General features: G+C 46.6%; 22 protein-coding genes. 3 read left to right on the top strand and 19 right to left on the bottom strand.

All coding sequences use genetic code 11. The features are described from left to right. Positions 1–9 precede the first annotated feature (9 nt). Positions 10–3,132, top strand: coding sequence for an efflux RND transporter permease subunit (locus SPUTW3181_RS06015; protein ID WP_011788521.1), 3,123 nt, complete (start codon positions 10–12; stop codon positions 3,130–3,132). A 65-nt stretch (positions 3,133–3,197) separates the two neighbouring features. Here SPUTW3181_RS06015 and SPUTW3181_RS06010 read toward each other — a convergent pair whose 3' ends face one another. The 15 genes from SPUTW3181_RS06010 to SPUTW3181_RS05945 form a co-directional block, all read right to left on the bottom strand. Then, complete coding sequence (locus SPUTW3181_RS06010) at positions 3,198–3,608, bottom strand: DUF3703 domain-containing protein (protein WP_008985542.1); 411 nt, start codon at positions 3,606–3,608, stop codon at positions 3,198–3,200. Positions 3,609–3,980: 372 nt separating this feature from the next. Continuing rightward, positions 3,981–4,688: a hypothetical protein gene (locus tag SPUTW3181_RS06005; RefSeq protein WP_011788520.1), complete on the bottom strand. Its 708-nt coding sequence runs from the start codon at positions 4,686–4,688 to the stop codon at positions 3,981–3,983. A gap of 89 nt (positions 4,689–4,777) precedes the next feature. Beyond that, a complete protein-coding gene (locus tag SPUTW3181_RS06000; RefSeq protein WP_011788519.1) occupies positions 4,778–5,851 on the bottom strand; it encodes a primase-helicase zinc-binding domain-containing protein in 1,074 nt (357 codons plus the stop codon). 91 nt (positions 5,852–5,942) lie between these two features. Further along, on the bottom strand, positions 5,943–6,284 hold the full coding sequence (locus SPUTW3181_RS05995) for a hypothetical protein (RefSeq protein WP_011788518.1): 342 nt from the start codon (positions 6,282–6,284) through the stop codon (positions 5,943–5,945). Further along, positions 6,284–6,781, bottom strand: coding sequence for a RadC family protein (gene radC / locus SPUTW3181_RS05990; protein ID WP_011788517.1), 498 nt, complete (start codon positions 6,779–6,781; stop codon positions 6,284–6,286). The genes SPUTW3181_RS05995 and radC overlap by 1 nt, the downstream gene beginning before the upstream one ends. 83 nt (positions 6,782–6,864) lie before the next feature. Then, entirely contained in the window at positions 6,865–8,520 is a 1,656-nt protein-coding gene (locus SPUTW3181_RS05985) for a VWA domain-containing protein (RefSeq protein ID WP_011788516.1), read from the bottom strand. A gap of 69 nt (positions 8,521–8,589) precedes the next feature. Continuing rightward, entirely contained in the window at positions 8,590–9,030 is a 441-nt protein-coding gene (locus SPUTW3181_RS05980; protein WP_011788515.1) for a hypothetical protein, read from the bottom strand. Positions 9,031–9,091: 61 nt separating this feature from the next. Beyond that, positions 9,092–10,045 (bottom strand): DUF3150 domain-containing protein, encoded by a 954-nt coding sequence (locus tag SPUTW3181_RS05975; RefSeq protein ID WP_011788514.1) that lies wholly within the window; start codon positions 10,043–10,045, stop codon positions 9,092–9,094. 99 nt (positions 10,046–10,144) lie between these two features. Beyond that, positions 10,145–10,912 (bottom strand): hypothetical protein, encoded by a 768-nt coding sequence (locus SPUTW3181_RS05970; RefSeq protein ID WP_011788513.1) that lies wholly within the window; start codon positions 10,910–10,912, stop codon positions 10,145–10,147. Next, positions 10,912–11,871 carry an AAA family ATPase gene (locus tag SPUTW3181_RS05965; RefSeq protein ID WP_000139695.1) on the bottom strand — a complete coding sequence of 320 codons (960 nt, stop codon included), beginning with the start codon at positions 11,869–11,871 and terminating at the stop codon, positions 10,912–10,914. Before SPUTW3181_RS05965 ends, SPUTW3181_RS05970 begins: the two co-directional genes overlap by 1 nt. A gap of 209 nt (positions 11,872–12,080) precedes the next feature. Next, positions 12,081–13,097 (bottom strand): YqaJ viral recombinase family protein, encoded by a 1,017-nt coding sequence (locus SPUTW3181_RS05960; RefSeq protein WP_011788512.1) that lies wholly within the window; start codon positions 13,095–13,097, stop codon positions 12,081–12,083. Between the two features lie 60 nt (positions 13,098–13,157). After that, positions 13,158–13,301: a hypothetical protein gene (locus SPUTW3181_RS21975; RefSeq protein ID WP_169460295.1), complete on the bottom strand. Its 144-nt coding sequence runs from the start codon at positions 13,299–13,301 to the stop codon at positions 13,158–13,160. Between the two features lie 82 nt (positions 13,302–13,383). After that, positions 13,384–14,202: a phage recombination protein Bet gene (gene bet / locus SPUTW3181_RS05955; protein ID WP_011788511.1), complete on the bottom strand. Its 819-nt coding sequence runs from the start codon at positions 14,200–14,202 to the stop codon at positions 13,384–13,386. Between the two features lie 79 nt (positions 14,203–14,281). After that, on the bottom strand, positions 14,282–14,701 hold the full coding sequence (locus SPUTW3181_RS05950) for a single-stranded DNA-binding protein (RefSeq protein WP_000795984.1): 420 nt from the start codon (positions 14,699–14,701) through the stop codon (positions 14,282–14,284). Positions 14,702–14,716: 15 nt separating this feature from the next. After that, positions 14,717–15,043, bottom strand: coding sequence for a hypothetical protein (locus SPUTW3181_RS05945; RefSeq protein WP_011788510.1), 327 nt, complete (start codon positions 15,041–15,043; stop codon positions 14,717–14,719). Positions 15,044–15,410: 367 nt separating this feature from the next. Here SPUTW3181_RS05945 and SPUTW3181_RS05940 point away from each other — a divergent pair, with 367 nt between their 5' ends. Together SPUTW3181_RS05940 and SPUTW3181_RS05935 are read left to right on the top strand one after the other, a co-directional pair. Next, complete coding sequence (locus SPUTW3181_RS05940; protein ID WP_011788509.1) at positions 15,411–16,013, top strand: hypothetical protein; 603 nt, start codon at positions 15,411–15,413, stop codon at positions 16,011–16,013. A gap of 108 nt (positions 16,014–16,121) precedes the next feature. Then, positions 16,122–16,796: an endonuclease gene (locus SPUTW3181_RS05935; RefSeq protein ID WP_011788508.1), complete on the top strand. Its 675-nt coding sequence runs from the start codon at positions 16,122–16,124 to the stop codon at positions 16,794–16,796. A 58-nt stretch (positions 16,797–16,854) separates the two neighbouring features. Here SPUTW3181_RS05935 and SPUTW3181_RS05930 read toward each other — a convergent pair whose 3' ends face one another. The 4 genes from SPUTW3181_RS05930 to traN all read right to left on the bottom strand — a co-directional run bounded on the left by SPUTW3181_RS05930 (position 16,855) and on the right by traN (position 23,858). After that, positions 16,855–17,373, bottom strand: a complete 519-nt coding sequence (locus tag SPUTW3181_RS05930) for a hypothetical protein (protein ID WP_011788507.1) — start codon at positions 17,371–17,373, stop codon at positions 16,855–16,857. Positions 17,374–17,392: 19 nt separating this feature from the next. Then, the gene (locus SPUTW3181_RS05925) at positions 17,393–19,666 is read right to left on the bottom strand and encodes a dynamin family protein (RefSeq protein WP_011788506.1); all 2,274 of its coding nucleotides are present in this window, start codon (positions 19,664–19,666) and stop codon (positions 17,393–17,395) included. A gap of 9 nt (positions 19,667–19,675) precedes the next feature. Next, positions 19,676–19,924: a hypothetical protein gene (locus SPUTW3181_RS05920; RefSeq protein ID WP_011788505.1), complete on the bottom strand. Its 249-nt coding sequence runs from the start codon at positions 19,922–19,924 to the stop codon at positions 19,676–19,678. Positions 19,925–20,165: 241 nt separating this feature from the next. After that, positions 20,166–23,858, bottom strand: a complete 3,693-nt coding sequence (traN, locus tag SPUTW3181_RS05915) for a conjugal transfer protein TraN (protein ID WP_011788504.1) — start codon at positions 23,856–23,858, stop codon at positions 20,166–20,168. Between the last annotated feature and the right edge of the window lie 2 nt (positions 23,859–23,860).

The following is a 23,860-nucleotide window of genomic DNA, read 5'->3' as shown; positions in this document are numbered from 1 at the left end:
GGGGGCACTATGATTGAATCCATGTTGCGCCTGGCTATTGCGAGGCGGTATCTATTTTTAATGCTGACACTGTTGATTATTGCCATTGGTAGCTGGAGCTACCAACAGTTACCGATTGATGCAGTGCCGGATATTACTAACGTTCAGGTACAAATAAACACGGCGGCACCGGGTTATTCGCCACTTGAAGCAGAGCAGCGTATTACCTATCCGGTAGAAACTGCCCTGTATGGCTTACCCAATTTAAGTTATACCCGCTCATTGTCACGCTATGGCTTGTCACAGGTAACGGTGGTGTTTGAAGAAGGCACGGACATCTACTTTGCCCGCAATTTAATCAACACCCGGTTAAGCGCTATCAAGGATATGTTGCCTGAGGGCATAGAGCCTGAAATGGGCCCTATTTCAACCGGTCTTGGTGAAATCTTTATGTATACGGTGCAGGCCAAGCCGGGCGCGCTGCAACAAAATGGTTCACCTTACGATGCCATGGCACTGCGGGAAATCCAGGACTGGATAATAAAACCTCAGCTGGCACAGGTTAAAGGTGTGGTGGAGGTAAACAGTATTGGTGGCTACAACAAGCAATACCATGTGTTACCCGACCCACTGAAACTGCTTAATTATGGCCTGAGTATTAAGGATGTTGAACTGGCCCTGCAAGCCAACAATGACAACCGGGGTGCCGGTTATATTGAACGTGAGGGCATGCAACTGCTGGTACGCTCGCCCGGTCAGTTAACCTCTCTGGATGACATTGCTAATGTCATTATTACGCAATACGACACAATACCGGTAAAGCTGAGTGACGTTGCCGATGTTGCCATTGGCAAAGAGCTGCGAACCGGTGCGGCAACTCAGGATGGTAAAGAAGCTGTGCTGGGTACAGCCATGATGTTAATTGATGAAAACTCACGCACAGTGGCACGCGATGTCGCGCAAAAGCTGGAGCAGATCAAAAGCTCTCTGCCAGAGGGTATTATTGCTGAAGCCGTATATGATCGCACCACCTTAGTGGATAAAGCCATTGCAACCGTCAGTAAAAACCTGCTGGAAGGCGCATTACTGGTGATCGTAGTGTTGTTTATCCTGCTGGGCAACCTGCGGGCGGCGTTAATCACTGCGGCGGTGATCCCGCTATCAATGCTGATGACCATTACCGGCATGGTACAAGCCGGCGTTTCTGCCAACCTGATGAGCCTGGGTGCGCTGGATTTTGGCTTAATTGTTGATGGTACGGTGATTATTGTCGAGAATGCGGTTCGCCGCCTGGCGCAGGCACAGCACAACGGCCGTATCCAACCGCTAAAAGAGCGCTTAAATACGGTGTATCTGGCAACTGCAGAGGTTATCCGGCCCAGTTTGTTCGGTGTGGCCATTATTACTATCGTGTATATTCCTATTTTTTCGCTGACCGGTGTCGAAGGTAAAATGTTTCATCCTATGGCAGCGACTGTGGTGATGGCCCTGTTATCCGCTATGGTGTTGTCGCTGACCATTGTGCCTGCCGCTGTGGCGGTGTTCTTAAATGGTAAAATCAGTGAAAAAGAAAGTGCGGTCATAAGAGGCGCTAAAACCCTGTACGCACCGCTATTAGCGCTGGCACTCAAATTTCGCTGGCTGGTGATTGGTTTGGCCAGTGCTCTGGTTGGTGTGTGTCTGTGGTTGGCGACCACGTTGGGGGCAGAGTTTGTGCCTCAGCTTGATGAGGGCGATATCGCTTTACACGCCATGCGTATTCCGGGCACCGGCTTAGAACAAGCCGTTGCAATGCAGGAAATTCTGGAGCAGAAGATCAAAACCTTTGCTGAGGTTGATAAAGTGTTTGCCAGAATTGGTACCCCAGAAGTGGCGACCGATCCGATGCCACCCAATGTGGCTGACAACTTTGTGATATTAAAACCGCGCAGTGAATGGCCCAATCCGGATAAAACCAAAGCCCAATTGGTCGCTGAAATGGAGGCTGCTTTGGCGACATTGCCGGGCAATAACTATGAATTTACCCAACCTATTCAGATGCGTTTTAATGAACTGATTTCCGGTGTACGAGCTGATCTGGCTATTAAGGTATTTGGCGATGATTTAGATCAGATGGTTACAAGCGCTAATCAAATTCTGCAAGCCGTCAACAAGGTGCAAGGTGCTGCGGATACTAAAGTGGAACAAGTCACTGGTTTGCCAACCTTGTCGGTGATCCCCAACCGAACTGCGCTTGCCCGTTACGGCTTAAATGTGGTTGAACTACAGGACTGGGTATCAGCGGCAATTGGAGGTACGTCGGCCGGTATTCTGTATGAAGGTGACAGACGCTTTGAGCTGATTGTGCGCTTGCCGGAAACCCTGCGTCGCGATCTGGACAAACTGGCGGTGTTGCCGGTGCCATTACCAAATGGGGACTTTGTACCGTTACAGGAAGTGGCTACCTTAGATGTGTCGCCTGCGCCGGCGCAAATTAGTCGTGAAAATGGCAAACGCCGGGTAGTGGTAACCGCGAATGTGCGCGGGCGAGACCTTGGTAGTTTTGTAGAAGAGGTAAAGGCCCAAATCAACCGTGACGTTAGATTACCAGCCGGTTACTGGCTGGACTATGGTGGTACTTTTGAGCAGCTGGAGTCCGCCAGTCAGCGCCTTAGCATTGTGGTGCCTGTTACGTTGCTGCTGATTTTAGGTATTCTGGTGATGGCTTTTGCGTCATTTAAAGATGCGTTGATTATCTTCAGCGGTGTGCCGTTGGCGCTCACCGGTGGTGTGTTGGCCTTGTATTTGAGGGGTATGCCTTTATCAATCTCTGCTGGCATTGGCTTTATCGCCTTATCAGGCGTAGCGGTGTTGAACGGTCTGGTGATGCTGAGCTTTATTCGCGATCTCTGGCGTGAGAAAGGTGACTTGCTGTTAGCGATAACGGAAGGCGCGCTTACCCGGTTGCGCCCTGTGCTAATGACCGCTTTGGTCGCGAGCCTCGGTTTTGTGCCGATGGCGATTAATATTGGCACCGGTGCTGAAGTGCAGCGCCCGCTGGCGACAGTGGTGATTGGCGGTATTATTTCGTCAACCTTGCTGACATTGTTGGTATTGCCCGTGTTATATCATTGGGTGCACAAAAACGATAACCGCAAACAGCAAACGGAATAATCATTAACCTGCTTCGCTGCAGCATTGGGCTGCAGCGAAGAACGTTTTGGCAATAGTATGGGTGTTTATGCTAATACGATTAAAACGATAACCGCGTAAATAGTCAGGCGTATTAAGACGTCCCGCCAAATGGGGCTGTCAGCTAGCAAGGGTTGCAAGTCAGCTGGCAAGGGCACTGGCTTTAAAGCAGAGATATTCGCGCCTCCAGGATTTCCCCTTGGAACCCAACCAAATATAAAACCCGGAACCGTTGCTATCAAACGGACGATCTGACCAATAACCTCGCGATTATCATTGCGTTTAAGCCCAATTCGTAACATCTGCCAGTGCGTCGCTATGTGCGGTATAAAATATCTCTGCCCTAAAATATGCGCTCTTTCAAGAGACTTAAACGCATTGTCTAAATCATTGACTTGTTCAGCCTCCATGGCTGAGCGCATACTGATTTGGTACTCATGTTTAATTTTTTTATTCATTTACTATCACTAAGATAATGAGTCTGCGAAAGAAAAGAGCAATCCTCGATCGCTAAATAAGAGACGCGAAGCATATCACTGATTATTAAATTAAAGCTTAACTTAAGTGTACTCTTTAGAGACTACATACATTAGATAATGATAAGACATAGATTCTATTCTGCACTTTAATGTGCATTAAAGTACAGTTCTTTAACTGGAACAGCAACAAACTGCATACCTTGTCACTAACATAGTTAATTTAGATACTGCTTTCACTATTCTAGTAAATATTAGCAATATGTAAAAAAACTTGAGTTGTGATTGATTAAAATAGTGATGTCCGCTTTTGGCACATAAGTAATATTCATAAAGTGCGAATACTACATTAGCTCACTTAACTGCAAAAACCGTAACCAAAGTTTTAATTGAGCCACTTGGAACCATAACAAAGTACATCTTGCTCCCCATGTATTGCCAGAACTCGGCCTCTTGTGCATATTTTTTTGCTTTTTGGATAGTGACGCTTTCTGGTAACTGGGCTTTAGTTAGCGCAGAACATAGCAGCTTTGAGCACAAAGCCTTCCAAGGATGCTTAGGTACACCGTCTGAAAGCCGTTCCACAAACCGTTCCTGTGCATGACGAGTCACCACGACAGGCCCAATACTTGGCACATTGATGACCTCATCGATTTCTCTCACGGTAGCATTATCGACGCAGTATTCTTCGAAGGAATGGGAGAGCCATTCTTCCCGTTTTTCTACCGATATCTGTGCTTCTTGGTAGCGGGTGAGCAAGAACCTAGTCAGGCTGTAAAGTGAATGCTGAGTTGAGCGTTGTTTCTGTAACTTTTTGATGGCTCCTTTACTGACCCGGATTTGAAGCCCATTACCGCTTCGGTTACTCCCCATCACCTCTTTCACTGACAGTAGGTGATGAATAGCATAAACCTCAGCTGCAATTGGCTTTTGCTGCTCAGGTAGCTTGTCGTATTGCTCACCTAAATCGACCTTTAGCTCACCACCTCTTCGAAGGCCGGTCTTCCAGTAAACCGTAAACTCACCATCAATCTGCTTTGTTAACAGGGTTAATACCATCATATTTGTTTCTCCTATTGGTTATCTATTTTTCATTCTCCATGTTTTTTCAAATATGCAAGGCGCAAAAAAAGGGGCCGAAGCCCCTTGGATCAGATATGAACTTTCGGAAAGCCCATGGCACCGTAAACATTCAGCACATCATTCCAATCCCAACTTTTCACGCCGAGTGACGTTGGTATCGGAGGGATCAACATTTGTGTCAGAATGCCTTTTTGCCAGGCTTTTTTCTTGAGTTCATTCGCTGCATTCAGGCCGGTCTCAGATAGATCATGATCTGCCCAGATGTACAGCATTTTCACATTACTTGGTGGTTCAAACCTAGCAAGTAGCGTTGCATTCACAACCGACCAACATGTTTGTCCCGTTGCTCTGGTAACAGCTAAAGCCGTTTCGATACCTTCAGAAACACCTAGTACCTCACCAGGCTCACCAATCGGAATGGCACCGCCAGTGATTGTTCTGTCACTTGGTATCGGCATCATCTTTTTAGGCTTTTCAACCGGCGCTTTGAATCCATCTTCACTTAGGTAGATCCGATGGAACGTGGCCGAACGCCCTTGCTGCGTAACGATTTTACCTAGCAGCGCTGGGTAGCTATCGATCAACAGACCATCTTCATCATGGTAAGGCAAGCTTGGATGAAACCTCAGCACCGAATCCCATTCAGGACGAAGCCGGGTAACAATGCCACGACGACGCAAGTAGTTCCAAACTGGTTGCGCACGAGTATCTGCAAGAGATAACGTTTCTCCCCAGGTTTGATTCAAGCGATGGATAATCGCTTTGTCCTCTTCCTGCTTTTTAGCCTTCCAATCAACAGCGTTACTCGGTATTGGCCGAGTAGGCGCTTGTATTTGTCCGGGTTGAATACCTAGAACTTGGCCGATTGCTTCAATAGACTGAGCAAAGTTCCATCCATTAATCCAAGACAACAGTTCAAAGCCATCATGAAAGATACCGCAGGTGTTACAAACGCCACCTCCGGTATATTCAGCATCTTTGAACAGCCTAAAGCCATCACGACCGCCATGAACAGGACAAGCCACATGACGGCCTTTTCGAGCAATAGCGGCATCAAGTTCTGGCGCCAACGCCGCCAGTATTTGAAGCCATTGGCCATTAAGATATGGCCTTACTGTTTCAATTTGTAAAGGTAACGCCATATAACCTCCTTAAGTAAAATGCCGACTCCTACCACAGGTGGTAAAAGTCAGCTTGGGTCCTGCATTGAGCCGTTTGGTTAATGCAGGAACGTTAGTCAAGCTGGATACCATGTCGTCTTAATAGCCACATGATGGAATCACGAAGCACATCAGGATCGACAACCGCAGCCATAGCGCAAACACGAAAGCAAAATGGCGCTAATTCGTCATTTTGAATCCACGACAACACATCCTTTCGCAATCGAGTACTGACACGACCGTCTAGCAATACACGGATCGCATCCAATAGAATGCCTTCGCGTAACTGCCAGATTTCCGTGTCAGACCAAGTGACAGGGGCATCATCAAACTCAAATAGAAATTCGAGCTGTGCTGATGTGTGCTGATGGGACTGCTTTTGTGATGTAGGAGAATGGGCAATACGCCCATTCATTACAGATAACCGCGTTCGGCAAGCGAAACGCAGCCCTCGGATGCGACCACGACATGGTCAAGCGTTCGAATATCAACAAGTGACAAGGCGTCACGAAGTCGATGAGTGATGCGTTTATCAGATTCACTGGGTTCAGGATCACCCGATGGATGGTTATGAACCAATATCACTGCTGCTACATTAAGTTCTAGCGCTCGCTTTGTTACTTCCCTTGGATACACGCTCGCTGCATCTAAAGTGCCTTTGAACAGCTCTTCAAATCGAATAACGCGATGCTTTGTATCAAGAAACAGCACGCCAAAGACTTCGTGCTCATACTCGTGCATCAGTGTTTGCAGGTATGAGAACGCCGACGATGGCTGTTCAATTTTTCGACCTTTACTCAATCGACCACGGGCAAGCTTGAGCGCCATATCTAAGATATCCGCTTCAGTCACTTGCTCAGGAACGATGTAAGTACCGGTTTCTTCGCCAGCTAAGAACTTTTTGTTTTTCATAGGAGTCTCCAAAAAAAAGCGGAGACGAACCCATGCCCTGACGGGGACGGAATCGTCCCCGCAGGGTGGTAAAGTTGATGTGGTTACTGAATTAACAGTTGTTGTGTTACTTCGAATAACTCACGCTTCAGATCTTTGACATCGTTAATCACAATGCTTTGAGGAAAGAATTTCTCAACACTGCGTGTTTGAATCCCTATTCCCAGAAGCTCAAAGCCACTTCGTCTGCACCGGTCAACAATGTCATGCGTGGCAGCCCAATCATCTGGGTCACCATCCGTTAGCACTATCATTAGCTTTCGCTTCTGTTTTTGCGCTAACAAACTGTTTGCCGCAAACCACATCGCTTGTGCCATAGGCGTACAACCTCGTGGTTTTTGGTCAAAACAGGCGGCCCGATGTCGAACCGATTGCTTGGGCAATAACGCGATAGAAACTTCCTGATGAATACCAGGAAAATAACTGACCGCAGGTACAACACCCGGTATGCCTTCCAGTGCCATGGCCAAAGCCAAAGCAGCTTCATTGGCAACATGAAAGTACTTTCGATTACCTTCGCCAATGGGCTTACCCATTGAGCCCGATATATCGACAAGCAAGTGCACAGCAGCATTGGGCGCAATGCGAGGTTGCCTTTGAATAAACAATCTCGACTCACCTGCTTGTGAAGCGGCAAGACGATGAGTTGCAACTCGAAGACCGTGCCGTTTGGCATGATTCCGATTATCCTGACTGGACTGAACCATGCCCCTAAGTCGGGCTCGAATTTGAGCCGACTCAGACGCCGATAAGGTCAAGATGGCCTCATCACCCAACATAGCTTGCTCTGCTTGGGGCAAACTGAGAGGTGTGACGCCCTGATGTCCTTCAGCTTGTTCCGACAACACTTCTGCCACTTGGGCAAAGGTATCGGGTTCAAACTGAGCGGCACTGGCCTCTAAGGCTTGTCGCAAATTGTCAGCTTGATCAGAGTTATCTGAATCCCCCGTTTCAGCAACATCCGCCGTTGCAGACGAGTCTGTTTCAGGGATTTGACTGTCACTACTGTTATTGCTGTCATTACTCGCATCTTGTCCAATGTCATTACCGCTATCAGCATCCGACTCATCCTGTGGTGGACGAGATTCGTCTTCCAACATGGCAACGATGGCATCGACAAGTTTTAGCACTTCACCTGTAGATGCCAGGCTAGGCACTGCTGTAAGCATGGCGCTTAACCGGCTCATCGCTGCGGCAGGAAAGAGTTGTCTCACTCTTTCATCAACCGCTTGATACAGAGGTGTCAGCGCTTTCTGACCCAGAAAATGGCATCTCAAGCGGAACAACAACCAGGCTTGCAAGTTAGATGCAGGATCAAGCTGTTCAGGTACACTCATTTGCTGTGTGTCCACCATGTACTCAATCACTTGCGAAATACTGCGCCGGGTTCCGGGGTAATCCTTTGCCAATTCGTTTTCAATGCGAACGTCCTCAATGATATTGAGAAGTGCCTTACGGATCGGCTTGGACGACGCCTTCTGCACCATGTCAAAATTGGTATGCCGAATATGCGCCGCTTCATGAGCCAGATAACCCCAAGCTATCTGTTGATAGTGTGGGTCGTCTGGGTTTGCTGTTGGGATCACAATCCGCTCACCATCGGTAAACGCATCTTGTCCTTGAATAAGCACCTTCACACCAAACTTTTCGCCATAAGCGGCGGCAACGATTGGCAGTGCGTTTTTTAATGGATGATTCATGGGAGTCTCCTAATCATTAGGGGGAATACTCCCTCAGCGGGAGCGTTTCCCCGCTGGGAATATGGATGTTTAAACCTGTGCTTTTAGCTTATCCAGGTCGTATTTTTGACCTAACCAAGCCACCAATTGAGCTGGACTCTCGTGCTGCTCAAATGACGTTTTAAGCTGGTCTAAACTCAGGATGTCATCCAATGTCAGACCGTACTGATCTTGTAACTGAGTAGACACCTCGTGTTGATATTGCAGCCAGGCCCGCTCAAAAGCGGTTTGCTGCAATGCCATGTTTGGAACAAATACCATGGCCGTTACCCAAGCTCCTTGTGCGTCCACATCTGCGATCAAAACAGGATTCTTGGGGATCACGACACTATGTGTTGAGTACGACCGTTGTACTAACGTTCGACAACACGCCACTTCTGGTATCGATTCACTTTCAACCGCATCAGTCACACCACGAAAATGTGCTTCAAACTGGTTCAGTTGGCTGGGGTTATGGATGCTTGATTGCATAATTTCCTCTTACATAGTTCAGAGGACATGCGCCCTTAAGGGCAACATGCCCTCAAGGACGTTAGAAATAAAATGAGTTTGGTACAGTCGAACCAATGTTTGGTCTGACGGTTGGTTGTGGTATTGCACGTAAGTTATCAGCCTGAGCAGAAACTGGCTGCGCGGGTTTAGGTTCAGGTTTGGGCATCAGTTGTCTGATATCCAATTGACCTTCACCGTGCATTCTCATCTTGTCTGGATCAGACAAAATTAAAATGGTCGCCATCAGTTCGTGATAGAGATTGTCTGTCACAGGGCCGGTCTTCGGCAGACGAACAAATAAATTGTCCATCGCTTCAACCATCGGCTGAACTCGATGATCCAGGAATGACAAACCATCCAACTTGTCTCTTAACCGCTTCAGAGGATTAAGGGCTCGCTGACTGATTTGATTCTTTCCTGCAACGGAACGCTCAAACAGTTCATTGGCATCACGAGCCACTTCCCTAAAGAGGGTGTGTCCCATACCATTGACCTTGTCATCTAAGCCACCAGCTTGTTCAGCTGGTTGCATTCGATAGATGGCATAATCGAACTGAAGTCGTTGTTCCACGTCTTCGATGGGTGACAGCGCACGCCGGATTGCATCTGCAAATTCCGGGTGTTTTGCAACCCAGTCAAACGTCACCTGATCATAGTTGTCCAAGAACAACTGCTTGCACTGCGCAAACTCCTGACCGATCCGGTCAAGCTCTGGAACAATCTGATCAATTCGGTCTTCAGGGACGGCATAGCCACCTAAAAACCGCACACCGACTTGCTCACACAAGCGCTGCGCTTCTTTCTTAAGCCTTTCAAAGTTCGCCAATGCCTCAGGGTCGCAAATTTTTTTACTCCCTAAGCTGGCAACATCCTTCGGTGGAAGTTGGCTGCCATTGGCTAGTCTGAAATCTTCAGGCCTTAGTTTTTTTCTACCGCTCCAGATGGAACAGTCGATGTGACAAATCAAAAGTTTGTCGAGGGTTTGAATACTCATAGTGCATCCTCATGCGAGATGGGGACGCACCACTCCCAACAGGAGCAATGGCCCCCCGTTTGGGTGGTAGTAGTTGACGCGCTAATGGCAATATCACTATCAGAAATAGTAATTTTGCGAATCAGGCGACGATTGGTTGAGATCGATTTTCGCAGGCATTAAGTCCAGTGCTTCAGCTATCGGGCGAACCCGCTCTAAATCACTGCCTAAAAGCCTCAATACATCTTTTTCCAACTTCAGTTGGTCGGATACTTCTATCCCCTCAGGACTCGCTACTGTGAGCGAACACAGTGGTGGTAATTGACGCTTAAAGGCCAGTAACAGCAACAACGGCCACGGGCCATCATCAGTGTTAACAATGCCAGCGCCTTCACCTGACACAATGCTGATTTGATTGGTACTAGGTAATCCGCTTTTGCAAAACCCTAATGACCATTCTCCAATCCTGACCTGGTTATCATCAATAACAGCCAAGCCATAGGCTTCAAGCAGCTTTGCCATATCGAATAACGCTTTTTGCGCCAGCGAGATTTGGCCATTGACGTCCTTGCGAGTACGAAACTCCCAACTGACGTTATTGGCGCACGCGACGCTATCAAGCGCATTTGAGAGTTCAAATGGCCGCCCTTGATGATCAATGCCGACTTGTCCAACAAATCGATAACCCTTGTTGATTTTCTCATTGATTCTTCGGTCTGCTTCTGCGTTAGGATCAGTCGAGTCAATCAATCGCTGCTGCGACAATTGACCAGCTTTTCCAAACCGGACTTCAATCTCCTGGGTATTTGATCCAACGTAAATGGCCCATTCTTTGGCTGTCCCATCAGAATGACTGTAACGGTAAAGAGCAAAGCACTTTTCCATCATCAATCCTCCCAGTGGTCACCGAAGACATCAGCGGCAATACGGTGAATGGCTTCACGTTGCTCCAACTCAGCACGAGCCGTCAAAGACCGAACCAGTGCATACTCCACTGCGTTAGGAGCGCCTTTAAAAGCAAGTGTTAACTTTGCCCAGCGCACCAAGGTCCGAGTGGACATGGTGATACTAAGCTCAGCGCCGCCATCCGCGCCCCCAATAAATAGACGGCGAATGTCACCAGCCACTTTCACCATTTTTTGGCGAAAGACTTCTGGCAAGCCCGGCGCAACGTTCTCCAGAATGGCTTCCTCTACAGAAGGCTCTGCATAGGTCGCTTCGATGATTCTAAAGCGATCAAGAAAAGCCAAATTCTGTTGAAGCACGCCTTGATACAAGCCCGTTTGGTCACCGCTGCCCGCACTGTTGCCGGTAGCGATAAAACGAAACTTGTTATGTGGCATGATGATCTCACCGCCATTTTGTGCGATGACCAACGGGGCACCTTCCAAAATGTCATTCAGCCCAGCCAGTTCAGCAGGCTCAGCAAGATCCATTTCATTAATGATCAGTAAATGGCCATGCTTTACAGCCAGTGCCAGCGGTCCATACACAAAGGTCATGTTGCCATTAACCAGCGTGTGGTGACCGATAAGATCGGACAACTCCAATCGACCGTGCGCAGTAATTTGCTGAACAGGCCAATTCAATCGAGAAGCAACTTGGCAAATTAGCGAGGTCTTACCGCATCCCGTGGGGCCTGTAATATACAAACCGTCACCGTCTGGGTGAGACAAGAACGCCAATACGTCACGTAAGTCTTCTTTTCTAAAAACATACTCGTCCTTGCGAACGGGAATGTTTGGATGGGTAGTGTCGGCACCATATCCTTCCAGAACGAAAGCATCAGGAGCCGGGACATTAAACGCTTGATTCACTTGAACCAAAAATGGGGATTGTTCTGTCATGGTAAACCTCATTAGTTTTAACGAGGCCCCATGCCCCAACAGGGAATGAAGTCCCCGTCGGGTGGTGTGTTGATTGTGGTATGGCTGTGTATGTAAGAGTTCAGCTCGCTCTATCATTCGTACCCAGCATTGGCTACGAGTGAAACTGCTTTCTGATGCACTCGATGTAAGCGCATGAGAAAGGAGCCGAAATCGGCTCCAAGTGAACGTTAAAAGTAAAATGAGCTCGGCGAGTCACCTGGCAGAACCAAGTTATCTTGCTCAAGACTGATTTTGATTGGTGTTTCAACGGGCTGCTCTGGCTTATTGGTGCTAATGCGCAACCGCTCTTGTGGCGCTTTTCGGTAAGCGGCTAAAACCTGTTCATCCAGCTCGCCTAACTTATCGGTGGCCAATTGCTTATAGTCCACCGTGCCCGCCATCATGTAGCGGCTGAGTTTGACCCCAGCATAGTCGGCATGAGCGTAGTTACCCATCATGGCGACCAATTTTGACTGGGCGTCTCGCATTTCCTCTTTCAAAGATTTAATGTGATTTTCCAGTCGGACAACTTCGGAATGTGCTGAGCAATACTGCCGAGACAGCGATGTCCAGCGGTATTGGGCTTCACCCTTGGGAACAAAACAATCTTGTTCAGGGCATTTTGACGGTTCTTTTTTGGTCTGTACTAACTCCCAAAACTGAAGCGCTGTTTCTTGCAATTCAGTTAAGAACGCCGCGTCTCGTTGTATTTCAAACTCAATCAGTTGATCCTCAAAATAGAATACCAACCAACCACGCGTGCTATTGGCGACCAGTATTTGATGCTGTACTTGCACCCAATACAACTGGTACGCCTCGCTTTGTTCTCTGTGAGCTTGCACATCCTCAAAAACTGACTGGCAAGGACATTTCAGTTCAACGGGTTCGCCCGCATCGTTGATGCCATCAAAGCTGGCTCGAAAGATTGCGTTATGATCAGCTTCAGCACATAACGGCAGAAGAAAGTCATTATGCGCATTCTCAAATGCTCGCCTTGCTTGAGGCTCCAACCGTATACCGCGAAGCACATTAGGATTATTTGACAGGTCTTCCGGTAATACGAATCCGGTTTTTTCTGCCCATAATCGCCAAGGTGTTTTGTAGGGTGAACGCCCCATAATAATTGGGGCTTCAGATGCCGTAACCCCTGCAATGCGCCACTGGTGCCATGCAGGAGTACGTTGTGATAGGTCGATAACCTTCATATTGCCTCCTTTGAGGGGAGACTCCCCCGAAGGAGAGAACTCCCCTTCAGGGTTAAGTGGTTACTTTGCAGCTTGCGCTAACGCTGTTTGGTGCTGAACAACACTTGCTTGAACCGAATCAATTGCCGCTTTACCGGCTTGAATCGAACCTAAGACAAGGGCAACAACCAATACCAAGCGAAAAAATGAGGCTGATTTAGTCATGGAAGATCTCCAAAAAAAAGACGAGACCTTCCCCCTGACGGGAGAAAAATCCCGCCAGGGTTAGTAAAATGAATGCGTGGCGCTAAGAAGCTAAAGGCTGTGTGAGCGCTTTGGCTGCCTGTTGCTGTGCATTAAATATTTCTTGTTTCGCAAACGTCAGTTCAACACCCTGAAAATGTTCATTGGCATATTCCAATGCACTATTCCAAGCGTTTGAAGCTTCCGCCCGCTCGATAAGCTTGCAAACAAGCCCTCGGGTTCGATCATCAACTTGCTCGGGTGGAATCACCGATGGCTCAACAACGTGTGTTGCTTGGCCTTCGATAATTCGCTCTGCTTCGTCTTGATCGAAAATTCCCACAAAGCCAAACGCAATGCGGGAACACTGGATCATGGATTTATGTCTTAGCATTCGCTTAGTGTGCGTCTGCCATGGACCATCTACACGGTAAGGGCCATTTTTGCCGTTACCTTCAAAAGGCGGTCGATAGACTTCATCCAGATACTCAGTGATTTTGACTGGGTGCGAACGGTCGCGCCGATAGATGATGCATTCCATCCATTCAGGGCATTCTTTCGCGCCATCCAGGGAGACTTTGTTTTCTGAAGTCTTAAACTCCATGCCATCAAACTGGTCGTGTTGATTAATGATGCGAGACCATCCATCGACACCTACCACTGGAATAATCCCAGCTTGTTTATCAGGGAACGCAAAAATCTCTTTGGTGAAAGGGTTCAAGCCGTACTGATCTGCAACCACTAAGAGCGCCATCATCTGCTCATTGGTCGGTGCACTACCGTCACGTTGCTTAAATGCTGTTGCTTTTAGAGTATCGAACAACTTGTTTGGATCGACACTAAAGCGCTCAGCAAAGCGTTGGATTAGCTTTGGTTTTTCCATTTTGGACTCCGACAATCAAAGTGGGAGTCTGCCCCTGACGGGAAAGTACTCCCGGCTGGGTTAAAGCGTTATCGCTCGGTTAAAAATCTGGTTCAGGATAAGTTTGTGCCCAATTAGCTTGGGAGCTCGCATCATCCGCCGGTGATGGCTCGGATGCTTTGTTCACACTATCAAGAAGCAGAAACTCGTCCGCGTCCACTTCAGTCAATCGATGCTTAATGCCATCTTTCTCCCATGAGCGCGTGCGCTGAGGCCCTTGAACAAAAAGCTTCGCTCCTTTTTGGATCAAATCTTTTGCTCTTAGCCCTAACTTAAATCCACCACGATCTCGAAAAACAACCCGATGCCATTCCGTATGCTCTTTGAGCTCATTGGATTGACGGTCGCGCCATTTCTCAGAAGTAGCCAGTGAAATACTGGTCACTAAATCACCTGATGGATAGGCTCGTGTCTCTGGCTCAGCGCCAACGTAGCCTATGAGTGTTACTTGGTTTTTCATGATGTTCTCCTCGTCTTAGTTGAACTCTGTGCACACAGTCGCTTCTACCCGGCTGGGCAAAGAAGACTGACGACGCAGATAGGTTGGTATTTCGAGTAAAGCCATGTCGTACTGATGTGGCTCTTTGTAAAACGCAGATGTCAAACGGGGCATACCAGGAACTTTAGGCACTGCCATTGGACGACGTTTTGATGTTGGTGTGAGCAATCGCTTGATTTGAGTAAGTACAAATCGAAACGGGCGCACGCTTTGACGAGCAAGTAATCGCAAAAGCGACCAGCTCAGTTTTGCAAGCAACATAATGCCTGCGATTTGGATAATAAATCCGAAGATATATTCCATTGGTGACTCCTTAATTTGGTTGTGAAGGAGTCACCCCCAACTGGGGAAAACTCCCCCAGTTGGGTGGTAAAAAGGCGAACCGTAAGGAACGCATGGTTGCGCATGTAAAAACATGCAGGCTATTTGTTTAAGGAGGCTAGCTACCTCTTAGTACCACTGAGAATACTCAGCGGCGGGCTTCCTTTGAGCTCATGCTCTCAGGCGCAGATATCACTGAAACAGATCAGCAATATTTGATATTCAGTGTAACCGTCTTATCCAGACAGGATAGTCAGAAAGATGCTCAATTCTTCCACCTAGCTGAAAGGCCATTACCTCACTGAGGATTAGGCTAGGGACTGATTATTGTCATATCAGGAGCAAACTTATGGCCCAAGCAAAACCCAATTACTCAAAACCAATCTTTGAACAATCATTCACAATTAACAGCTTACAGGCGCAACGTGTCGTTGACCGTGTTTTTAAACGGACGGTCAGTGCGCTTTATGGAATCGATGTCATCTTGCGCATCATTGGCGATGAGAACGAAATTGATGAAGTGGAACAGATCATTAGCCAGTTGATCGAGGATTGCGCTAAGGTGGTAGACAGCGAACAAGCTCGTTTGGACAAACTGATGGAGTCCAACGGCATCGATGAAGTACCTGACTACACCGACCCGATTACCTTCAACGCCAAAATCAGCTCGCCTCAGGTTGGCCAGTTTGTCGGCTTAGTTCGCAAACTCGATGCGTTGATGATCTCAATGGACACACTCTGGTTGTCTAGCGTGCTTAGCAACAAACAACGTGTTGATGGCAACTACGCATGGCAACAGCGCATTATCAAACTTGCACGACGCATTATTGATATCGAAATTCGAGCACGAAAATCAGCCCAAGCTAAGGGTAAAGAAGCAGAAGTTGAACAATCGGTGCCTTTAACCGATGACGATATCACTGAAGAGGAAACAGATACCCCCGCCAACTAGCCAACCAGGCTCCCATCAACCAGCCCCTCTCGAAGGGGCTCTTCATCTTGCTGCATTTTCTATCAAAATCATTAAAATGAATTTAACTGTCATTTTTGGCCAAGCTACATGAATAGAACTGATTTTTTCGTTACTTTCTTTATAGCGTTGTTCGCTATACCTGCAATTGCAGAACACCCCACATCGTTCAGTCAGGCAAAACGATTTGCCCGAGAAATTTACCAAGACAACCAGAGTACGTTTTACTGTGGATGTAGCTATAACAATGATGGTGCGATTGATGCTGCATCTTGCGGATATGAACCAAGGAAGCAACCGAAACGAGGAGAACGCTTAGAGTGGGAGCACGTTGTCTCAGCTTGGGAAATTGGCCATCAACGCCAATGCTGGCAAAATGGTGGTCGTCGGAACTGTGAAAAGAATGATGCTGAGTTTTCTAAAATGGTGTCGGATCTCCATAACCTTGTACCATCTGTAGGAGAACTCAATGGGGATAGATCAAATTTTCGATTTGGCATGATTCCGAATGAACCAAGAGCCTATGGTCTATGTGATTTCGAAGTTTATTTCAAAGACCGTCGAGCAGAACCACCAGCTAACCGTCAGGGTGATATTGCTAGAATTTATTTCTACATGCGAGATCAATACGGCCTAAGACTAAGCAGGCAACAAACTCAGCTTTTTGAAGCTTGGTCAAGAATGGACCCTGTTGATGAATGGGAAATTACACGAGACAATCGAATTAAAGCCTTACAAGGCAATAAAAACCACCATATAAAATAGATAATAAAATAATAGGGGCAGTATGCCCCTATTTTAGATCCCACTAATTAAACTGTATTTATCTTGAAATCTCACTTTGCAACTTAGCTATGAATGGATCTATGGATCTATCGTATTCATTGTAGTGATCAATGCCCGCCATTGAACCATATTCATCGTCAGCTTTTTTTGCAACATTGTTGACCTCCGAGTTTAAATCTGTGAAAACCAACAACGAACCATCAACTTCCTCAAAACTCTCACTATAAGTAGGATTTAACAACCTTACAGTGCTAGACAAATTACCTAAAGCCGCATTAAAACCGGAAACGTCTAAGATCGCATCGGCTTTACTTGAGCCATCCAACTTAACAAGTTCAGACTCTCTATCGCTAAAAGCCTTTGATATTAGCGACTTCCTATTCTCAAGTATTGCTTCTCGTATGAGTTTTTTCCTTAACTTTGTACGAGTAGACTTCGCAGAAGATAGTGTACTACTTGAACTTGAGCTATATGATGGCTCATCATCTTCAGTAACAGCATCATATATTTTTTTTGCCCCCCATATAACAAGAGGAGCAGCGAACCACCAAGCCATAAATACCTCCCATCAAGAGTTAGTCGCTAGACTTAAGAATTAATAACGTGTCATCGATAAGTGAGACACATACATCAACTTCATCAATATCATATTCAACTTTCGCATCAGCCTTTAAATTTTCAATATATTCATCAGTTTTGATGATTAGCTCATCCAAACCAGCTTTGATTGCCTTAGATGTACTATTCCAATACTCAGTTACAGCTTTCTCTATGTCATCAAACACCGACTCTTTACGAATTGCTTCTGCGGCTTTTTTTGCGAGTGATTTTTGCCAACTACCACCAGCTAGTCGATATATTATGTAACCAATTGCCGCAGCAAGAGCAATACCTATGGTAATAGGACCACCGATGGCTGCAACGAATGAAGTTACTGTAGTAACACTTCCAACCAACCCTAAAGACACCAATACTCCAGCTGCCTTTCCAACTAAAATATATGCACCTAAATTACTTGCTATAGTCGATACATATAATGCCATAGCTCCAAGACTTCCTAATCCCGCAAGACCTCCAACAAAAGCCGCTCTCGAGTTAAATGCACTAAACTCTGCACCCAATCCAGATATTTGGGTATCAATTCCTGTAGTTGAGATTGTGGGGGCAGCTTCCTGCCATCTCAGCAACAAAGAATCTAATTCCGTCGATACGGCTTTACCACTAGTCTTTAATGTGCTTTCTAATTTTGTAGTCAAAAGCTGACCAATATAATTGCCTAACTCAGATTGAGCCTCTTTCTTGTCCGAATAGGTGTCATTGATAAGCTCTTCGAGACCTTCAACAGAAGTGTTGTATTTGTAATAGGTACTAATAACATCCAAGTCGTGTTTTTTGTGGCTATTACATGATTCAATGAGAGAGTTAAAATCTTTTATCAACTGAGTAGACAACTCACGAAATCGCGCATCCTTCTCGTTGACCTCCTTAATTCTTTCGAAAGTCTCCGATTTCTTGTTTTTTAGATTTTCAATCTCACTCAATAGCATATTTTCGATATTCTTTAGAATATTAGAAATATACTTATCTACTATTGATTCTTGGTTCAAAGTTAGAGACGAAGCCATTTCGGTGATTTTTCGCAATGTATCACTACGATAGTCATTATTTTCACGCCAAAATGGTTGAACTCGTGCTGTTAGTTCTGAACTTTCTGGTAATTGCGTAATAAATCCATCTTCCATCCATGATGAAAATATTAAATTATCTAGTTGCTTTTTAATTCTCTTGAAGGTTACACGACCTACAGCTTCCACATCATCCCTGCTTATTTCAGAGTGACAATGAGACTGAATGAACATTAAATGATCAAGTGGTTTCTCCTTATCCACTGGTGGTCTCTGCCTGATGATATTTGATGCAAACCCTAAATCACTATCTTTGAAAAACCCGGTATGATTTGAAACAAAAACAACACCATCAGCAAGTTCTACACCACCGAGAGCCTTCTCAGTATCAGACTCATCTGAACCGTTAAGATCCCCTGGGGTATCCAACAACCAAACCGAACGAAGTATCTCGGAATCTGAAAAAACAATTGCGATATAAGCCTCATTTAATACATCATCTTCATGATTGTGTACTCCTAATCTATCCAATATTTCTGAACCACCTTGTTCAATTAAATATTTTTCGACATCAACTGGTGAATGAACCATATGCGGCTTAAAGCCCTTCTTAAACACAGCCACATTTCCTGAAATTGTTTCAGGCTTATCTGATTCGTGCATAAGAAGATTAACAACACATGTTGCTGGTTGGTATTTGGTCGGGAGCAATGACTGATTGATAACAGTGTTAATCAGTGTTGACTTACCTGCATCAAAATGACCAAAACATCCAATTACAGGCTTTCTATTAAGTCCATCTACTACAGCCTCAAGCTGTTCAACCTTACTTTTAAGCCCTATTGAATCGATATATTCATGATTGTAGCAATCGATACTATCTTTCACTGATGAAATAAGCGACTTCGCTGCCTCTACCTTAATTTTGATAGTTTGCTCACCAACTTCTGACATAATGTAATCATCCTCTTTATAAGTGTATTCCGTTAAAATTTCATAATACTTGCTTGGCTGAATCCCAACAGCTGATAAATACCCAGCAATCTTAATTGCATCAGCATTCATTGGTTGACTTTCAATTCTTGAAACAGCCCGTTGATCCAGTGTTCTTCCAATTCCAAAAACCTCAGATCTTGCAGCAACATCACTTTGGGACAAACCCGCATTTTCTCGGCTTGAAATTAAGAAAGTTCTTAAACGCTCATTTAGTTCATCGTGTTTCATTTTTCAGACCTATGATTTCAGCCACTTGTATATACCGTAAGTTCCAGCACCAATCGCCAATGGAGCTGCCGCAGTAATTGCAAGTCCGGCAACCATTCCACCACCAACTACACCACCTATGGCGGCAAGACCGGAAGTGACACCAGCAGCGCTTAAACCTGCAACGGAACCTGCCGCTGATACGGCACCAATTGAACCACCTACACCGCCGAGGCCACCAACAGCACCAGCGACTTTCGCTTTATCTTCCATTTCCATACCAACCTCTAGACAAATATGACTAATACAGCATCAATTTAGACAACTAAGTCTAACATGTCAACACCCTAGACCTATTTGTCTAGATTTTTTACGTTGAATGTAAATTGAGAACTGTACAGCTCAGCACGCAAGGAATACAAATTCCAAGGTTGGGTAATGTTTTCTCAGAAGTTCAATGGTTATTTCATATCGATATAGAAGGCTTTGCATCACAAAGCCTTCTGTTCTATGAGTGCGCTCAATTATTCCCCGAAATTTCTTCCGTCGCCTCCTGACGCAGTTTCTGGGCATCCATTCCGTTTAGCCTTTCAATAGCTCTATCTGCGGCACTTTGACGGTTTCCATCAACGTTTAGCGTACTTCCTGAGCCTGTGAGTCGTTCCAAATCCAGTGACGGTACTTCGGGTAGGTTGCCTGTTATCGATAAGATACCTATCCATTCATCCAGATTGACTTGGCTCCAATCCACCTGGTTTAACTGACTCGCGGTCAATCCTTCACAGTTGGGAGATTTCGCACTGCCCCAACCAAGGCCCAATTGAGGACGTACTTGTTCTTGAATGATCCGTGAAAGTGGCGAAGTAAAGCAGCAATATGACTGCCGTTTTTCAACACAGGCACCTAAGAACTTAGACTTGCAGTAAGAGCCTACATAGTGGCAACTCTTCAATACCCGCTTGGCGTTCATTTCAAACTCACTCTGCTCACATTTCCAGATAAGCTGAATGAGGATCATGGTGACTGAATAAATCATGTAGGCCGTCATAACCGTACTCAGAACCGCGCCCGCAGCGCCACCCAGCGCAAAGTTGCCGCCCGAAACAACACCATCGGCTCCGACAGCACCACCAACGTTACTAAACAGTGCCGATTGCGCCCCCGAACCAAAGGTAGAGCCTACCCATTCAGCCGTTTTGTTGGTCAACACCTGCATGAAGCCAGTCGCAGCTTGCTCCGCTCCCGCGCCAGCAGCCGTTGATGGCCCAGCCCCCATGAGAGAGTCCCATGCAGACACAAAAGGCTCTTGGACCGCACTCCAAGTACTCGTGATTGGCTCCCTAAGCGTATTCCAGGAACCATAGATTGCCGAAGACGGATTCATAGCCATGACTGCCGTATCAAGCTTGTTAACCGCCACTATCATCGTGATGTAGTCCGATAACGACACGCCACTTGGCTTTTCACAGCAATCCACTATGCCACCAACGGCTTTTTTGCACTGGCCAGCATTACCTTTAAAGACCGTACACTCGACGTTATCTTGGCCATCAGCTCCCGTACATGACATATCATTGGTCATAAACTGCGCCGCATTAAGCATCGCTGCGGCTTCTGCAAAGTTAGCCTGCTTGATTGACTCTGGCTCTAAACAATCTGTGCCCATACAGCGAACTGGCCCCTCACAGTTGTATTGAGTTTCCATTCGTGCATTTTGCACTTCAACGCTTTGTCCGCAGTCATACACCAAACTTTGGATATAGCAGAAGCCTTCATGACCAGCCCCGCCTTCAGTGCATTCGGTTCTGACGTACTGGCAGGCCAGGTTTTGCTCCAGCGCGGCACACGTATTGGTGGTCGTGTTTTGTCCGTTATTAACGATGGTTTGTGTATTACCATTGGCATCTACCCAGCTATCTGAGCTGCCCATGTTGAACTCTGGATGAGCAGTCGAAGCATTGTAGGTTGCTCTTGCCCTCCAGCATGAGAGTCCCAGTCCATCAGAGCTGCCGCGACTGGTTAAATGAACAGGAGACGAAACAACCGCTGGATAAAGGCTCCCAAGATTGGCCAACTCGCCACTACCAACCGTTAACCCGTCGATTCGTTTTGTGCCCGTATCCAAACACTGCCACTGCACGGCAGTAAACTGATCCGTTTGCATCAAGCATTGGTCTATGCCCGGATCACTTGATTGATGAACAACGTCCTGTTCTAAGTACTTGCCAGAGAAGGTCAATGAAGCGCTCAGTTTCGCAGGAGCCAAACACTTCTGAACTTCTCGGCTGCAAGTATCGAAATCGACTTTGTTCCAGCCGGATTCACATCTGGAACGAGTAACTTCCTGAGGTTCATGCCACGAAATAATCGACCCATTAACGACCTTACACAATGAACCAACTAAGGTTCCTTTTGGACAGGTCATTTCAGGGTATTTAATGGACGGTTTCGTCTCTGTGACCGTCTCCTTGTTGCCCGTCAATGAGAGTGTCGTTTTCCAGCCATTTGCCTTGGACGGCGACTCGGTGATTTTTATCTCAGTATTTTGATTATCAAACACTCTCAGCGTCGCGTTTCCAGTTTGCATAGTGCTGCTGTGCTGTGGAACAAAACTGAGCGTTTCGGAGCTAAAGCAACCACGCTCAATGGACCAGCTTTGTTGATGGGTTTGGGCGGATATACGTCGTTCTAACTGACACTCAGTAAGCGTGCTGATCTTCTCGCACACCTGGTAATCCGGTACATGCTTGGTTTCAGTAAATGGCGTAATCGTCTGAGTAGGCTCACAAGCTTCAAAACTACTTGGCATAAGGTTGGATACCACACACTTTGGATCGCTGGTTTGCAATCCACAGTCATAGGTATCGGTAAAACGAATGCATTCACCTTTATCATTGGTCTCGGCACATTCTGACGACATGAATCCACAGGAAGGATTCGCTTCAAGCACTTGGCAGGCCTGATTTTCAATCCCCTTATAGCTTTCATCATCCACACTAACTTGAACACGCCGACACAAAGGCGATATGCCAGCCACTGGGCTTGGGGCAAAGTAGGATTCACAAACTGAAACACCATTGACCACCGTACATCCGTTGGTTGAAGAAGGCTGATCCGTGCATTGAATGCTGTAGTCTGAAAACTTCGTCGGGATATCCGCTGCTTGTTCGATACAGGATTGTGGCGACCAACTATCATTCATCACCACCTTGGTTGGATCAAAGCGCACCTTGATGCGTGCATACCCCTCACCACTACCAGTGACCGATACGCGAATTTTTACCGGCACTTCTAAACCTGGTTCTACCGCTTTTAGCCTGGCAGTGAGATCGGTATTTGGATTGCGCTCCCAACTGGTACTGAGCTCGCAGCGACCTGCCGTTTCTGGTGGAAAGTTATTGTTCGGCCCAGACCAGACTTTCTGATCGCCAAGCCACACCTGCATGTAGTCATCCCATTTGGCGTACTCAAGAACGGCTGAAGTAATCGCATCGGGGTTCACGACTTTGAGTGTGATGGCCTGTTCAAACACTTTACAACGGCCACTCCAGTAGTTGTCGCCAATTCGTCCAATCCAAACTTCAAGACATCCCTCACCACAAGAGCGAAGGTTCATTGGTCCTGAAACATGCTCAATAATGCCTGCCGTGTAATCGTGAGTAATAGTGCAGCTGTTAACCGCTGTATTGAGCCTGTCGCATTGCTGGTAATTTGGGCTACCTTCACCTTGAGACTCACAGCCGGGGAAGCTTTGCGTTAATAGATTGGGGGCAGTTTGAACCGCATCAGTTAATGCCCAAAGCGGATCATTGACCATATCTGGCCGAGACCTGTCTTTGATTTGCTGTAGCGAACGAAACGCCTCACCCGTAGCGCCACTTTCGGATGCCATGCTCTCTTGGCGCTGTGTCCCCATTTGATTCATGCTGGCATCAGAGCCATAAACGCCCGTTAAGACATCCAATGAGCCCTGATCCATACCAGGGAAAAGCTCTTGCAAGTTAATGGACTCATTACCACTGCCATTCGGCACCGACAATGTATTGCCATTGAGTGCGGGCATCGTCCAGTTTTGCAGCAATTGCTTACCTTCTTGTTGTCCGCTTAGGCCGGATTGGCGCTGCACATCAGCGGCCACACCATGTAAGGGCAGGCACGCCATAGTGATTGATAAAATACCCGCTAAAACTCGGGTAAAAAGTGTTGGTTTCATGG

It is taken from the genome of Shewanella sp. W3-18-1 (assembly GCF_000015185.1).
In the GTDB taxonomy this organism is placed as follows: Bacteria; Pseudomonadota; Gammaproteobacteria; order Enterobacterales; family Shewanellaceae; genus Shewanella; species Shewanella putrefaciens.
The sequence above is the reverse complement of the archived record's forward strand: the minus strand, read 5'-3'. Positions and strand labels throughout refer to the sequence as shown.

What these genes read in the sequence shown, in the direction of transcription:
- radC (WP_011788517.1), bottom strand. Translation starts at nt 6,781, where the DNA reads ATGAAAAACAAAAAGTTCTTAGCTGGCGAAGAAACCGGTACTTACATC.
- SPUTW3181_RS06015 (WP_011788521.1), top strand. Translation starts at nt 10, where the DNA reads ATGATTGAATCCATGTTGCGCCTGGCTATTGCGAGGCGGTATCTATTT.
- SPUTW3181_RS05940 (WP_011788509.1), top strand. Translation starts at nt 15,411, where the DNA reads ATGGCCCAAGCAAAACCCAATTACTCAAAACCAATCTTTGAACAATCA.
- SPUTW3181_RS05985 (WP_011788516.1), bottom strand. Translation starts at nt 8,520, where the DNA reads ATGAATCATCCATTAAAAAACGCACTGCCAATCGTTGCCGCCGCTTAT.
- SPUTW3181_RS05975 (WP_011788514.1), bottom strand. Translation starts at nt 10,045, where the DNA reads ATGAGTATTCAAACCCTCGACAAACTTTTGATTTGTCACATCGACTGT.
- SPUTW3181_RS05965 (WP_000139695.1), bottom strand. Translation starts at nt 11,871, where the DNA reads ATGACAGAACAATCCCCATTTTTGGTTCAAGTGAATCAAGCGTTTAAT.
- bet (WP_011788511.1), bottom strand. Translation starts at nt 14,202, where the DNA reads ATGGAAAAACCAAAGCTAATCCAACGCTTTGCTGAGCGCTTTAGTGTC.
- SPUTW3181_RS05950 (WP_000795984.1), bottom strand. Translation starts at nt 14,701, where the DNA reads ATGAAAAACCAAGTAACACTCATAGGCTACGTTGGCGCTGAGCCAGAG.
- SPUTW3181_RS21975 (WP_169460295.1), bottom strand. Translation starts at nt 13,301, where the DNA reads ATGACTAAATCAGCCTCATTTTTTCGCTTGGTATTGGTTGTTGCCCTT.
- SPUTW3181_RS06005 (WP_011788520.1), bottom strand. Translation starts at nt 4,688, where the DNA reads ATGATGGTATTAACCCTGTTAACAAAGCAGATTGATGGTGAGTTTACG.
- SPUTW3181_RS05970 (WP_011788513.1), bottom strand. Translation starts at nt 10,912, where the DNA reads ATGATGGAAAAGTGCTTTGCTCTTTACCGTTACAGTCATTCTGATGGG.
- SPUTW3181_RS05960 (WP_011788512.1), bottom strand. Translation starts at nt 13,097, where the DNA reads ATGAAGGTTATCGACCTATCACAACGTACTCCTGCATGGCACCAGTGG.
- SPUTW3181_RS06000 (WP_011788519.1), bottom strand. Translation starts at nt 5,851, where the DNA reads ATGGCGTTACCTTTACAAATTGAAACAGTAAGGCCATATCTTAATGGC.
- SPUTW3181_RS05920 (WP_011788505.1), bottom strand. Translation starts at nt 19,924, where the DNA reads ATGGAAATGGAAGATAAAGCGAAAGTCGCTGGTGCTGTTGGTGGCCTC.
- SPUTW3181_RS05980 (WP_011788515.1), bottom strand. Translation starts at nt 9,030, where the DNA reads ATGCAATCAAGCATCCATAACCCCAGCCAACTGAACCAGTTTGAAGCA.
- SPUTW3181_RS05945 (WP_011788510.1), bottom strand. Translation starts at nt 15,043, where the DNA reads ATGGAATATATCTTCGGATTTATTATCCAAATCGCAGGCATTATGTTG.
- traN (WP_011788504.1), bottom strand. Translation starts at nt 23,858, where the DNA reads ATGAAACCAACACTTTTTACCCGAGTTTTAGCGGGTATTTTATCAATC.
- SPUTW3181_RS05925 (WP_011788506.1), bottom strand. Translation starts at nt 19,666, where the DNA reads ATGAAACACGATGAACTAAATGAGCGTTTAAGAACTTTCTTAATTTCA.
- SPUTW3181_RS05935 (WP_011788508.1), top strand. Translation starts at nt 16,122, where the DNA reads ATGAATAGAACTGATTTTTTCGTTACTTTCTTTATAGCGTTGTTCGCT.
- SPUTW3181_RS05930 (WP_011788507.1), bottom strand. Translation starts at nt 17,373, where the DNA reads ATGGCTTGGTGGTTCGCTGCTCCTCTTGTTATATGGGGGGCAAAAAAA.
- SPUTW3181_RS05995 (WP_011788518.1), bottom strand. Translation starts at nt 6,284, where the DNA reads ATGAATGGGCGTATTGCCCATTCTCCTACATCACAAAAGCAGTCCCAT.
- SPUTW3181_RS06010 (WP_008985542.1), bottom strand. Translation starts at nt 3,608, where the DNA reads ATGAATAAAAAAATTAAACATGAGTACCAAATCAGTATGCGCTCAGCC.